Source organism: Micromonospora sp. NPDC005172 (assembly GCF_040608555.1).
GTDB lineage: Bacteria > Actinomycetota > Actinomycetes > Mycobacteriales > Micromonosporaceae > Micromonospora.
In genome coordinates this window covers 15,886-28,213 of the sequence record NZ_JBEXIL010000068.1, presented here as the reverse complement: position 1 = coordinate 28,213, position 12,328 = coordinate 15,886, and the positions used below count along the sequence as shown (strand labels likewise).

The 12,328-nt window shown below is 69.3% G+C and carries 12 protein-coding genes; 4 read left to right on the top strand and 8 right to left on the bottom strand.

The window, feature by feature from the left end; all coding sequences use genetic code 11:
- Positions 1-31 precede the first annotated feature (31 nt).
- Positions 32-1,471: a GuaB1 family IMP dehydrogenase-related protein gene (locus ABZV06_RS29410; RefSeq protein WP_355239357.1), complete on the bottom strand. Its 1,440-nt coding sequence runs from the start codon at positions 1,469-1,471 to the stop codon at positions 32-34.
- A gap of 155 nt (positions 1,472-1,626) precedes the next feature.
- Positions 1,627-2,118, bottom strand: a complete 492-nt coding sequence (locus ABZV06_RS29405) for a helix-turn-helix domain-containing protein (RefSeq protein WP_355625478.1) — start codon at positions 2,116-2,118, stop codon at positions 1,627-1,629.
- A gap of 92 nt (positions 2,119-2,210) precedes the next feature.
- Here ABZV06_RS29405 and ABZV06_RS29400 point away from each other — a divergent pair, with 92 nt between their 5' ends.
- Positions 2,211-2,816 (top strand): dihydrofolate reductase family protein, encoded by a 606-nt coding sequence (locus ABZV06_RS29400; RefSeq protein ID WP_355239363.1) that lies wholly within the window; start codon positions 2,211-2,213, stop codon positions 2,814-2,816.
- A gap of 28 nt (positions 2,817-2,844) precedes the next feature.
- Here the strand turns inward: ABZV06_RS29400 and ABZV06_RS29395 are convergent, their stop codons facing one another.
- Complete coding sequence (locus ABZV06_RS29395) at positions 2,845-4,596, bottom strand: biotin carboxylase N-terminal domain-containing protein (RefSeq protein ID WP_355625476.1); 1,752 nt, start codon at positions 4,594-4,596, stop codon at positions 2,845-2,847.
- Between the two features lie 140 nt (positions 4,597-4,736).
- Between ABZV06_RS29395 and ABZV06_RS29390 the strand changes: the two genes are divergently transcribed.
- The 3 genes from ABZV06_RS29390 (at position 4,737) to ABZV06_RS29380 (ending at position 7,234) form a co-directional block, all read left to right on the top strand.
- Positions 4,737-5,348, top strand: coding sequence for a PadR family transcriptional regulator (locus tag ABZV06_RS29390; RefSeq protein WP_355239810.1), 612 nt, complete (start codon positions 4,737-4,739; stop codon positions 5,346-5,348).
- A 153-nt stretch (positions 5,349-5,501) separates the two neighbouring features.
- On the top strand, positions 5,502-6,461 hold the full coding sequence (locus ABZV06_RS29385) for an ATP-binding cassette domain-containing protein (RefSeq protein ID WP_355239369.1): 960 nt from the start codon (positions 5,502-5,504) through the stop codon (positions 6,459-6,461).
- A gap of 17 nt (positions 6,462-6,478) precedes the next feature.
- Positions 6,479-7,234 (top strand): ABC transporter permease, encoded by a 756-nt coding sequence (locus ABZV06_RS29380; RefSeq protein WP_355239372.1) that lies wholly within the window; start codon positions 6,479-6,481, stop codon positions 7,232-7,234.
- A 69-nt stretch (positions 7,235-7,303) separates the two neighbouring features.
- On the opposite strand, the gene ABZV06_RS29375 is transcribed toward ABZV06_RS29380, so the two are convergent.
- The 5 genes from ABZV06_RS29375 to ABZV06_RS29355 all read right to left on the bottom strand — a co-directional run bounded on the left by ABZV06_RS29375 (position 7,304) and on the right by ABZV06_RS29355 (position 12,271).
- Positions 7,304-7,957 (bottom strand): O-methyltransferase, encoded by a 654-nt coding sequence (locus tag ABZV06_RS29375; RefSeq protein WP_355239375.1) that lies wholly within the window; start codon positions 7,955-7,957, stop codon positions 7,304-7,306.
- A complete protein-coding gene (locus ABZV06_RS29370; RefSeq protein ID WP_355239378.1) occupies positions 7,954-8,766 on the bottom strand; it encodes a Maf family protein in 813 nt (270 codons plus the stop codon). Before ABZV06_RS29370 ends, ABZV06_RS29375 begins: the two co-directional genes overlap by 4 nt.
- 262 nt (positions 8,767-9,028) lie before the next feature.
- Positions 9,029-10,153 (bottom strand): S8 family serine peptidase, encoded by a 1,125-nt coding sequence (locus ABZV06_RS29365; protein ID WP_355625474.1) that lies wholly within the window; start codon positions 10,151-10,153, stop codon positions 9,029-9,031.
- A gap of 1,372 nt (positions 10,154-11,525) precedes the next feature.
- Positions 11,526-11,984: a hypothetical protein gene (locus tag ABZV06_RS29360; RefSeq protein ID WP_355625472.1), complete on the bottom strand. Its 459-nt coding sequence runs from the start codon at positions 11,982-11,984 to the stop codon at positions 11,526-11,528.
- A 92-nt stretch (positions 11,985-12,076) separates the two neighbouring features.
- Entirely contained in the window at positions 12,077-12,271 is a 195-nt protein-coding gene (locus tag ABZV06_RS29355; RefSeq protein ID WP_355625470.1) for an acyl-CoA carboxylase subunit epsilon, read from the bottom strand.
- Positions 12,272-12,328 lie beyond the last annotated feature (57 nt).

The following is a 12,328-nucleotide window of genomic DNA, read 5'->3' as shown; positions in this document are numbered from 1 at the left end:
GGGCGGGGCGGGGGCGGGGGCGGGGTGGGGGTTACCAGCTGGTGGGGAGGGGCATTCCTTCGGTGAAGCCTGCGGCGCTCTGGACGCCGACTATCGCCCGCTCGTGGAACTGGGTCAGGTTGCGGGCGCCGGCGTAGGTGAAGGCGCTGCGTACTCCTGCGATGATCTCGTCGATCAGGTCCTCCACGCCGGGCCGGTGCGGGTCCAGGTGCATCCGGGCCGAGGAGATGCCCTCCTCGAACACCGCCTTGCGGGCCCGGTCGTACGGGCTGTCGTCGGCCGTACGCGCGCTGACCGCCCGCGCCGAGGCCATGCCGAAGCTCTCCTTGTACCGCCGCCCGTCCGGCTCCGTGTAGAGGTCACCGGGGGACTCGTAGGTGCCGGCGAACCAGGAGCCGATCATCACGTTCGACGCGCCGGCGGCCAGCGCGAGCGCCACGTCGCGGGGGTGCCGCACGCCGCCGTCGGCCCAGACGTGCCGCCCCAGCTCCCGTGCCGCCGTCGAGCAGTCGAGGACGGCGGAGAACTGCGGCCGGCCGACGCCGGTCATCATCCGCGTGGTGCACATCGCGCCCGGACCGACACCGACCTTGATGATGTCCGCGCCGGCCTCGACCAGGTCGCGTACGCCCTCGGCGGTGACCACGTTGCCGGCCGCCACCGGTACGCCCGGGTCGAGCTTGCGGACCGCCCGCAACGCCGAGATCATCCGCTCCTGGTGCCCGTGCGCGGTGTCCACGACCAGCGTGTCCACACCCGCCTCGAGCAGCGCGGCGGCCTTGCCGGTGACGTCCCCGTTGATGCCGACCGCAGCCGCGATGCGTAGCCGACCCCGATCGTCCACGGCCGGCGTGTAGAGGGTGGCCCGCAGCGCGCCCTGCCGGGTCAGTACGCCGACGAGCCGGCCGTCGGCGTCCACCACCGGGGCGAGTCGACGTCGGCCGGCGGAGAGCCTGTCGAACCCGGTACGCGGGTCCGCGTCCGCCGGGACGGTGTGCAGCTCGGTGGACATCACATGCCGGAGCTGGGCGAACCTGTCCACGCCCAGGGTGTCCGCCTCGGTGACCACGCCCATCGGCCGGCCGGCGTCGTCGACCACGATCACCGCGCCGTGCGACCGCTTCGGCAGCAGGTGGATCGCGTCGCCGACGGTCTCGGTCGGGCCCAGGGTAATGGGCGTGTCGTAGATCAGGTGCCGCTGCTTGACCCAGGCGACGACGTTCGCGACGACCTCGATCGGGATGTCCTGCGGGATCACTGTGATCGCGCCCCGCCGGGCCACCGTCTCGGCCATCCGCCGCCCGGCGACCGCCGTCATGTTCGACACCACCAGCGGGATGGTGGTGCCGGTGCCGTCGCCGGTGGACAGGTCCACGTCGAGGCGGGAGCCGAGGTCGGAGCGGGCCGGCGCCATGAAGACGTCGGTGTAGGTCAGGTCGTGCGCGGGAACCGCGCCGTGAAGGAAGCGCACCTGAACATCATTCCTGCTCGCGCCCACTCCTGCCGCCGCTGGTGGTCCAAACCACCCCACCACCCGGTCCTGCGCGGTGGGTCACGAGCCGTCGCGTGCGCCGGCACGGCCGTGGGCAGCGGTCCGTGGCGACGTGGGCGGTCCCGTCGATCAGGTCAGTCGCGGGTGGCGCTCTCGTAGGCCGCGCGAAGTTCGTCGACAGCTCGTCGGGAGTGCGGGTCCGGGCGGGGGACGCCGAGGTGCAGCTCGCGGAGGTCGTCCATGAAGCGGGCGAGCAGTTCGGGGCCGCCGTCGCGGAGCAGTTCGGCGCGCACCCGGAGGCGACGGTCGCCGCCGCGCTGGGCCAGCCCCCACGTGCCGAACGCCGCCATGACCGGCAGTGTCTGGATGCCCGCCTCGGTCAGCGAGTAGGCCGCCCGCTGCCCCCGGCGGGCATCCGCACGGGTGAGCAGGCCCGCGTCGGTGAGGCGCCGCAGACGGCTGCTGAGGATGTTCGGCGCGATGCCCTCCTCGCTGCCGGTGAGCAGCTCGCGGAAGTGCCGTCGATTGCCGAACATGATGTCCCGAAGTACGAGCATCGCCCACGGATCGCCCAGGACCTCCACCGCCTGGTTGATCGGGCAACCCGAGCGTGGCGCCGACTCCATCGAGCCCTCCCGGCAAGTGATTGCATCTTGCTATCACCTCATCCTAGGGTAGGCCGGAGCAGTTGCATATCGCTATCACTTAGGGAGAGCCCATGCCGGGACGATTCGTGTACTGGATGAACGTGTCCACCGATCTGTTGATCGAGCGTGTTCACGGCGAGCAGGGCGGCGGCACCTGGATGCGCATCGGAGAGTCACTGCACCGCGAGTTCAACGCGCGGGCGCGGTCGCTGTCGCTCATGGTCCAGGGACGCACGATCCACGAGACGATGGAGGGATTCTGGCCGGCAGCGCGCGACGACGAGTCGTTGCCCGACTACCTGCGCGAGTACGGCGAGATCTGGACCTCGAAGCCCAAGGTGCTGGTCTCGCGCACGCGTACCAGCGCCGAGTACAACACCGTGATCATCGGCGGCGACGATGCCATCGGTCAGCTCGCGGAGCTACGGCGGCGGACCGACGGTGACATCGGTGTCGGCGGCGCCACACTGGCTACGGCGCTCTTGCGCGCGGGGCTGCTCGACGAGTTGATGCTCTTCACGCACCCCGTCATCCTCGGTGCCGGCCGCCCCCTGTTCGACGGCCACGACGAGCCGCTGGAGCTGGACCTGCTCGAGCAGGCGTGCTTCGACGAGGGCGTCACGCTCCATCGATACGCCGTCCGAAGCGCGCCTGCACCGCTGCCGCAGACCACCTGACGGGTCCGCCGCCGAGTCAGCCCACCCCTCAGGCGATGGTGCAGATGGCGGCCCCGGCGGTGATCACGGCGCCGACCTCGGCGGCGAGCCCGCTGACCGTACCGGCCTTGTGGGCGTGCAGGGGCTGCTCCATCTTCATCGCCTCGAGCACCACCACCAGGTCACCCTCGGCAACGGTGTCGCCGTCGGCCACCGCGATCTTGACGATGGTGCCCTGCATCGGGGAGGTGAGCGCGTCGCCACCGACCGGTGCGCCGGCCTTGACGCCGCCGCCACGCCGGGTCGCCTTACGGGAGGCGGGTGCGGCTGTGGTCGTACTCCCGCCGAAGCCGGCGGGGAGGCTGACCTCGATGCGCTTGCCGCCGACCTCGACCACGACGGTGTCGCGTTCGGCCGGCGCGTCGGCGGCGCCGGCGGCGGCGGCGAACGGCGGCACGGTGTTCTGGAACTCGGTCTCGATCCACCGGGTGTGCACGGTGAACGGTTCGGCGGTGAACGCCTCGTCCCGCACGACGAGCCGGTGGAACGGCAGCGCGGTGGCCATCCCGTCGACGACCATCTCGTCGAGGGCGCGGCGGGCGCGTTCCAGCGCCTCGGTCCGCGTCTCACCGATGATGATCACCTTGGCCAGCAGCGAGTCGAAGTTGCCGCCGATCACGTCGCCGGCCGAGATGCCGGTGTCCACGCGGACGCCGGGCCCGGTGGGCAGGCGCAGCGTGGTGACGGTGCCGGGCGCGGGGAGGAAGTTGCGGCCCGGGTCCTCGCCGTTGATCCGGAACTCGATGGCGTGCCCGTGCGGCGTCGGGTCCTCGGTGATCCGCAGCTTCTCGCCGTCGGCGATCCGGAACTGCTCGCGGACCAGGTCGATACCGGCGGTCTCCTCGGTGACCGGGTGCTCGACCTGGAGTCGCGTGTTGACCTCCAGGAAGGAGATCGTGCCGTCCTTGCCGACCAGGTACTCCACCGTGCCGGCACCGTGGTAACCGGCCTCACGGCAGATCGCCTTGGCGCTGTCGTGGATCTGCGCGCGCTGCGCGTCGGTGAGGAACGGCGCGGGGGCCTCCTCCACGAGCTTCTGGTGCCGGCGCTGCAACGAGCAGTCCCGGGTGCCCACCACGATCACGTTGCCGTGCTGGTCGGCGAGGACCTGCGCCTCGACGTGGCGCGGCTGGTCCAGGTAGCGCTCGACGAAGCACTCACCGCGACCGAACGCCGCGACGGCCTCGCGGGTGGCCGACTCGAAGAGCTGGGGGATCTCCTCCATCGTGCGGGCGACCTTGAGGCCGCGCCCGCCGCCGCCGAAGGCGGCCTTGATGGCGACCGGCAGGCCGTGGTCGACGGCGAACGCCATCACCTCGTCCGGGCTGCCCACCGGATCGGGAGTGCCGGGGACCAGCGGCGCGCCGGCGCGCTGGGCGATGTGCCGGGCGGTGACCTTGTCGCCCAGGTCGCGGATCGCCTGCGGGGTGGGGCCGATCCAGGTCAGCCCGGCATCGATGACCGCCTGGGCGAAGTCGGCGTTCTCACTGAGGAAGCCATAACCCGGGTGTACGGCGTCGGCGTCGGCCCGGGCGGCGATGTCGAGCAGCTTGTCGATGCGCAGGTACGTGTCGGTCGCGCTGTCCCCGCCGAGCGCGTACGCCTCGTCGGCGAGCGTGGCGTGCAGGGCGTCGCGGTCGGAGTCCGCGTACACGGCGACGCTGCCCAGGCCGGCGTCACGACAGGCGCGGATGACCCGGACGGCGATCTCGCCGCGGTTGGCGATCAGTACCTTGCGCACCTTCGTGGCTCCTCCCGGCAGGTTACTGACGGGGAGTGTATCGGCCACCCCTGGCGGCCCCTAACGATCGCTCAGTGTGGGATGACGCACTGAGCTTAGTCAAACTTGGCTATTACGCTTGGCTGGTGTCTGCGACTCGGATGATGATCCTCGGACTGGTGCGGTGGATGCAGCCCGTGCACGGCTACGACGTGCGCCGCGAGCTGCTGAGCTGGAGCGCCGACAAGTGGGCGAACGTGCAGCCCGGCTCGATCTACCACGCGCTGCGCAAACTCACCGAGGAAGGGCTGCTGCGGGCCGTCGCGACCGAGCAGGTCGGCGCCCGTCCGGCGCGTACGACGTACGAGGTCACGCCGAAGGGGGACGACGAGTTCGAGACCCTGCTGCGCAACTTCTGGTGGAACTTCACCGAGCCGGTCGACCCCTTCACGGCGGCCTTCTCCTTCCTGCCCGCGATGCCCCGGTCCGAGGCGGCGGCGGCGCTGCGCAACCGGGCCAACCTGCTGCGCGCCGGCATGGAGTCGATGCGCGCCTCGCTCCAGTCGGACTGGGTGCGCAACACCAAGCCGGTGCACGTCAGTTGGATGTTCGAGCTGTGGTCGGCGAAGGCGGAGGCGGAGCTGAACTGGTGTGAGCGCATCGCGGAGCGGATCGAGTCCGGAGTGTCGTACCTGCCTGCTGAGCTGGCGAACGCCGAGGGTTGGTCGGGCCCACGGGAGGGCGAGGAACGGTTCGACCGTGACGCGAAATAATCAACGTTGACTACAGACGCTATATCGCGTTAGCCTGCTGTCGGCACAGCGGGGGAGTGCGCCGTCCGGCGTCGTCCCACTCGACGGCCGGCCCGACCGGCCGGATCGACACTCGACGGCCGGCTCGGCCGGCCCGACCGACCAGGAGCAGAAATGATCGAGACCAGGGGGCTGCGGAAGTCGTTCCGCTCCCGCGCGGGTCGAGAGACGAAGACGGTGGACGCCGTGCGCGGCGTCAACCTCGAGGTCGCCGAGGGCGAGATCTTCGGCTTCCTCGGCCCCAACGGCGCCGGCAAGACCACCACGCTGCGGATGCTCGCCACGCTGATCGAGCCCGACGGTGGCGAAGCCACCATCGCCGGCGCCGACCTGCGCAAGGACCCGGCGGAGGTCCGCCGCCGAATCGGGTACGTGCCGCAGGGCGGCAGCACCTGGGACGAGTCGACCGCCCGCGAGGAGTTGGTCCTGCACGCCCGGATGTACGGCATCGGCAAGGCCGACGCACAGCGGCGCGCCGTCCGCGCGCTGGAGGCCTTCCAGCTCACGGAGTACGCCGACCGCAAGTGCAAGACGTACTCCGGCGGCCAGCGTCGGCGGGTCGAGATCGCGCTCGGCATCATCCACGAGCCGAAGATCGTCTTCCTGGACGAGCCGACCACCGGCCTCGACCCGCAGAGCCGCGCCCACATGTGGGACGAGATCCGGCGACTGCGCAACGACGGGATGACCGTCTTCATCACCACGCACTACCTGGACGAGGCCGACGCCCTCTGCGACCGCATCGCGATCATGGACAACGGCGAGGTCGTCGCCGAGGGCACGCCGGCCGAGCTCAAGCGGGAGATCTCCGGCGACGTGGTGCTCGTCGGCCTCGACCTCGCCGACACCCCGCAGGCCACCAAGGCGCTCGACGGCGAGCCGTACGTCAACAAGCTGGAGACCGCCGACGAGGGCGGCCTGCGCCTCTACGTCGACGAGGGCGCCACCGCCATCCCCCAGGTGCTGCGCCGCCTCGACCACGCCGGTCTGGAGCTGCGCTCGATCGAGCTGCACCGGCCCAGCCTGGACGACGTCTTCCTGACCAAGACCGGCCGCTCGCTGCGCGAGTCCTGACCCCGGAGAGACGACTCATGAAATTCGCCCGCGACACGTGGCTGATCTTCCAGCGGCAGATCCAACTCCTGCTGCGTAACCCGGTCTGGGTCTTCGTCGGCGTGTTCCAGCCGGTGATGTACCTGCTGCTCTTCGCCCCACTGCTCAAGCCGGCCCTGAACGCGCCCACCCAGGCAGCCGCCTACAAGATCTTCGTACCGGGCCTGCTGGTGCTGCTGGCCATCTTCGGCGGCCTGTTCCAGGGCTTCGGCCTGATCGCCGAACTGCGTGCCGGCGTCATCGAACGCTCCCGGGTCACCCCGATCAGCCGGCTCGCCCTGCTGCTCGGTCGCTCGCTGCGCGACGTGGTGTCGCTCATCGTGCAGGCCGTCATCATCACCCTGCTGGCGCTCCTGTTCGACCTGCGGGTCTACATCGGTGACCTGCTGCTGGCGTACCTGATGCTCGCCCTCATCGCGCTCATGACCTCGGCCGTGTCCTACGGCGTCGCGCTCAAGGTCAAGAGCGAGGACGCACTGGCCCCCCTGATGAACACCGTGGCGCAGCCGGTGCTGCTGCTCTCCGGCATCCTGCTGCCGCTGACCTTCGCACCGGGCTGGTTGCAGGGCATCGCCGACTGGAACCCGTTCTCCTGGGCGGTCGACGGCACCCGGGCGCTGTTCGCCGGTGACCTGGGCAGCGACAAGGTCTGGCAGGGCCTGACCATCACCGCGGTCCTCGCGGCGCTGGGCGTCTTCTGGGCCGCCCGCCAGTTCGCCCGCAGCGTCCGCTGACGCTTGCCCTTCGCCGTGGATCGGGGTGCCCCTTCTCGTAGGGGCACCCCGATGCCGGGTTGTCGGGGTTCAGCGCACCCGGGCGAGGGTGAGGCCGTCCGCGATCGGCAGCATCACCGGGTCGACCCGCACGTCGGCCAGCACCTCGTCGTTGAACGCGGCGATGGCCCGGTCGTTGACGTCCTGCGGCGCGATGACCCGCCCGCCGCGCAGCACGTTGTCGACGGCGATCACCCCGCCCGGCCGCATCCGCGGCACCAGCTCGGCCCAGTAGACCGGGTACCCGGTCTTGTCGGCGTCGATGAACGCGAAGTCCAGGTGGCGCTCCTGCGGCAGCTCGCGCAGCGTTTCGCCGGCCGGGCCGATGCGCAGGTCGATGCGGTCCTGCACTCCGGCGCGGGCCCAGTAACGCCTGGCGATCCCGGTGTACTCCTCGGAAATGTCGAAGCAGGTCAGCCGCCCATCGTCGGGCAACCCCCGCGCGATGGCCAGTGCCGACAGGCCGGTGAACGTGCCAACCTCGACAGCCTGCCGTACGTCGAGCAGCCGGGTCAGGAACGTCAGGAACGCGGCCTGCTCCGGTGCCACCTGCATGGTGGCGTGCTCCGGCAGCACCGACCGGGTCTCCTCGGCCAGATCCTGGATGATCTCGTCCGGCGGTGCGCCGTGTGCGACCAGGTACGCGTGCAGCTCGTCGGTGAGTGGGATCGACTTGGTGGTCATGAATGGACGTTACCGAGCGGCTCGACCGATTGGCCGCCCGGCGCGACCTTTGTCCACAGGTCCGTGATCTCCAGGCCCAGTTCCGCCAACAGCCGACGCAGCAGCGGCATCGACAACCCGACCACTGCACCCGGGTCACCCTCGATCCGCTCCACGAACGACCCGCCCAACCCGTCGATGGTGAACGCGCCCGCGACCGCCAACGGCTCACCCGTGGCGACGTACGCGGCGATCTCGTCGTCGCTGATGTCCGCAAAGTGGACGACCGTCGACGCGACCGCCTCCGCCCGCTGCCCGCTGACCAGGTCGATCAGGCAGTGTCCGCTGTGCAGGACGCCACTGCGCCCCCGCATCCGCAACCAACGACGGGTGGCGTCCGCCGGATCGGCCGGCTTGCCGAGAATCTCCCCGTCGAACGCGAGCACCGAGTCACAGCCGATGATCAGAGTCCGCTGACCGGTCCCGGCAGTGGTGTCCTCGCCGGCGCTGCCGGTGGCTGGGTTGGCGTCGGTGGCTGAGCTTGCGCCGGTGTCGTTGGCTGGGCCGGTGTCGTTGGCTGGGCGGTTCGGCGTGGTGCTGCCGGTGCCGGCGGCTTTCGTCGTGGCGGCCGGATGCAGCCGGCCAAGCACCGCTTGTGCCTTGAGCCGAGCCAGCTCCAAGCACAGATCTTCGGCGCGATCGGTCACCACCACGGATTCGTCCACCCCGCTGACCAGCACGTCCGGCTCGATGCCGGCAGCCTGGAGCAATTTCCGGCGAGCAGGGCTGGCAGAGGCGAGTACGAGGCGGAGCGGCAGAGTGTCAGACACCAGCCCGACGTTACCGCCCCCGCCCATCACCACACTGGTCCCCGGCCCTCAACGCCGCGTCCGCCGCCCGTCCCAGCCCTTGATCCACACCACATCGCCGATATCGCGCGATCAACCCGCCCCGATACCCCCACATCGCCGATACGGAGTCGATCAACCGCCCTCCGCCGTGATCCACTCGACTTCCTGCCAACCGGGGCGTCCAATGGCGTGGGATGCCCCGACTTCAAGGAAACCGAGTCGATCGAGGCGCCGGGTCCGACTACCGACTGATTTTGGGCGGCGGATCATCACCGCGCCGCCGACGACGCGCCACGAAAGCCCATCCGGCACCGATGGCAACGATCACTCCGAGGGTGGCAAGGCCGCGAGCGGTTGCGCCGTCATCCTCGCCCGGCCGAGCACCGGTCGCCGTGGTCGACCCACCGCCGGCGGGCGCGCTCACCGATTCAAACCCCAACGGGGGTACGTCTGCCGTCAGCGCCGCCACAAGATCGATCACGCCATACCCATACTCGTCGTCCCGTCCCGGCGGCCCCTTGTCAACGGCCGTGGCCTTGAGCCGATGGGCCACCTCCTGCGCCGGCAGGTACGGATACTTCGACCTGATCAACGCCGCCGCTCCGGCCACGATCGCTGCGGCATCAGAGGTGCCAGTGCCCTTGCGGTACTTACCATTAATGCTCGTGCTGTAAATGTCTACCGCCGGTGCGACCACATCTATTTCTGGCCCGGTTGCAGAAATGTCGGCATGGCTTCCGTCTCTGCCAATTCCGCCGACCGCGACTACCCCCGGGTGTCGTGCAGGATAACCCACTATCTGCGTTCCAGAGGCCCTGCCTGCGGCTGCTACAACTACAACATCTGCCATTAAAGCAGCTGATACCGCTTGTTGGAGCCGAGCGCTGGCGCCCCCAACGATTGATATACTGATCACGTCCACACCTCTGCTGACGGCGAAATCAATAGCCGTCGCCAAGGCGTCTGTATCGCCGTCTCGCCCTGGCGGTGAGCATAGTATCGGCAGGATCTTCGCTCTAGGCGCTATGCCCACGGCACCTTCATCGCCAGTGCCGTGGGCTGCAATTAGGCCAGCCATCCCGGTTCCGTGGCCGTCTCGATCATCGCGGCCGTCGCCATTGCCGCCAGCAATCACATCAGTTCCGGCAAGTAGGTTGCCCTGCAAGTCTTGATGGAAACTTACGCCGCTGTCGGGGACGGCTACGGTTATCCCGTCGCCCTGGCTGATCTTTTGAGCATCAGCAACCTTGAGAGCGGATAAATGCCATTGGTCGCCATGCCTCAGCCAAGAAGTTCGTGGGACCGGCGAGGTCATTCCTGGAAGCGCCATGGCCACCAGGAGTATAGCGGCGAGCCGGAAGATCACCGAGAAAAGCCGATGGCAGGACCTGGATTAATTGGGCCGTCATTCTCAGGTGGAAGAACGATGGGTGCCACCCCCTGCTCCGTTTCCCAGGGCTGATCTGGATCCCATCGACGTGGCTCAGCGTTAGCATCGTCAGAAGTCTGACGTTCTGTTCGATTAGGCGTGGAACCCGTCCTTAGCCCAGCGCCGTTGCTGGGTACGCCGCCGAAAGGAGGCATGTTGTTAATGCCGCCCGTGCCGCGCCGAGCGCCAGGCCGGGAACCTGCGCCTCCTGCCGGTGCGGTACCGGCGCCGCCGCCTCCGATAACGCCTCCTACGGGGTTGACCCGGCGCGGAGGAATGGAGCTTGCGCCGGGCTGTCCCAACCCCAGTCCGGGTGCTCCTCCAATTAAGCCTCCCGGGGGCAACGGTCGAGACGTTGCGGGGGCATTGTTGCCCTTCGCGCTCCCAGGGATCGACCCACTTATCGGCCTCGGCACTCCAGTTGCCGGCTGCGACCTGCTGCTGCCACTGCCTGATATGGGCCCCAGCACTGGCGGCAGACCAACCACGGGGGTTGTGTTGACAGGCCCTTGTGGAGTTCGCGCTAGGTCCGGAATTGGTGCGGTGGTGCCTGTACTAGTGCCGCCGAGTATAGGCCCTACGCCAGTCGAGATGGCCACTCGTCCGGTTTGAGAGTCTGTTGAGGTTCGTTGTGGCACTGGCGAGGGGTTTGGTCCCACCATAGGCACCGGAACTATCGGAGGGATGGTCGGAGCTGAATCTCCGGCTGGTGTAACTACGTTGTCGTCAACCCTAGGAGCGGGCCTAGGAGGGGGCTGGCGGAGGGTGGCTTGGGCTTGTTGGAGTTCGCCACTGAGGTTGAACATCATCGCCCGTGCCTGCACGTTCAAACGTTCCAGCTCGCCGTCCGTCACCGGTGCGTCGACGACCCGGTTGCCCATGATGGCCTTCGGGTCGGCGACTGTCGCCTCGTACGCCTGCTTCTGTTTGAGCTTGACCGCGTACTCCTCGTGGAGCTTGCGTAGCTCGGCCCTGGTGGTGCCGATGGCCTGGGTGGCGGCGGACAGCGCGGTGTAGTTGGCGGCGGCGGCGTCGTGGGTGTGGCGCACCTTGGCGATCAGGTCGTCGAGTTGGGAGAGGTACGTGCCGGAGGCGGCGCTGGTCTCGGGGGGCCACGCTTCGGCCAGCCCTCGGCGGTATTCCTGGAGTCGGCCGAGGTGGATCTGGGCCAGGTCGCAGACCTTGCGCCAGCCGGCGACCTGTTTCCAGTGGTTGGTGGTGTCGTGGTCCTGGAGGCACGCCCACATGCTGTTGAGGTCCATCAGGTGCCAGTCGGTCTGGCCGGAGGTGCGGCCGCCACCACGCTCGATCATGGCAGGACCACCGGCCTTTCGCTGTCGGGGCCGGTGGGGTCGCTGAGTGTCGGCGTGCGGCCGCCGGGTAGGACGGTCCCCGGGTCGGCGAGGGCCCGTTGGACGTCCACGGCTCGGGCGGCGGAGAAGGCGTCGCTGTCGGCGTACTGGGTGGCGACCCGGTCGGCGACGGCGGCCAGGTGACCGGTGGCACCGCGGACGGCGTACACCATGTCGGTGGTGGCCTGCTGGGTCTCGTGGTGGGCGTGCAGGAAGGTGACCAGTTCGACGAACGCGTCGCAGGGGTTGGGCACCTTGGCGGACATGTCGTCGGCGATGTACGACAGGTGGGGCGCGTAGTTGCTCTCGACCTCGGCGGCGAGCCGGTCGGCGAACTCGCGGAGCTGACGGATGTCGGCCTCGATGCCGCCGTAGCTGTTGAGCCAGGGCGCCGGGTGGTCCTCTTCCGGGATCATCGGTCCTCCCTGTCCGTCACTGCACCATCTCCCTGAGTGAGATTAACGGCTGCACGGCGATCCTGGCAGCCCCGCAGAGGGGCGAGCCGTGGTCAGCGAGGGAGGCCGGAGGCGCGCCAGGTGTCGTGGCGCGCCGGTCGGCCGCTGCGCGCCCACGCGGACACGGTGGCCGGTGCGGCTGCCGTGGCCGGGCGGGACCGGACGAGGACCGCCCCTACCAAGGCGGCCAGTTCGTCGGCGGTCGGCACGCCGCGGACTACCCGGAACAGCGGCTCTTCGGCAGGCATGCCGCCAGGGTACGCGGCCAGAAGTCACGTCACACGCACAGTGGCGTGCCGGCGGTG

Coding starts and splice junctions, on each gene's coding strand:
- ABZV06_RS29400 (WP_355239363.1), top strand. CDS start 2,211: ATGCCGGGACGATTCGTGTACTGGATGAACGTGTCCACCGATCTGTTG.
- ABZV06_RS29355 (WP_355625470.1), bottom strand. CDS start 12,271: ATGCCTGCCGAAGAGCCGCTGTTCCGGGTAGTCCGCGGCGTGCCGACC.
- ABZV06_RS29385 (WP_355239369.1), top strand. CDS start 5,502: ATGATCGAGACCAGGGGGCTGCGGAAGTCGTTCCGCTCCCGCGCGGGT.
- ABZV06_RS29405 (WP_355625478.1), bottom strand. CDS start 2,118: ATGGAGTCGGCGCCACGCTCGGGTTGCCCGATCAACCAGGCGGTGGAG.
- ABZV06_RS29390 (WP_355239810.1), top strand. CDS start 4,737: ATGATGATCCTCGGACTGGTGCGGTGGATGCAGCCCGTGCACGGCTAC.
- ABZV06_RS29380 (WP_355239372.1), top strand. CDS start 6,479: ATGAAATTCGCCCGCGACACGTGGCTGATCTTCCAGCGGCAGATCCAA.
- ABZV06_RS29375 (WP_355239375.1), bottom strand. CDS start 7,957: ATGACCACCAAGTCGATCCCACTCACCGACGAGCTGCACGCGTACCTG.
- ABZV06_RS29360 (WP_355625472.1), bottom strand. CDS start 11,984: ATGATCCCGGAAGAGGACCACCCGGCGCCCTGGCTCAACAGCTACGGC.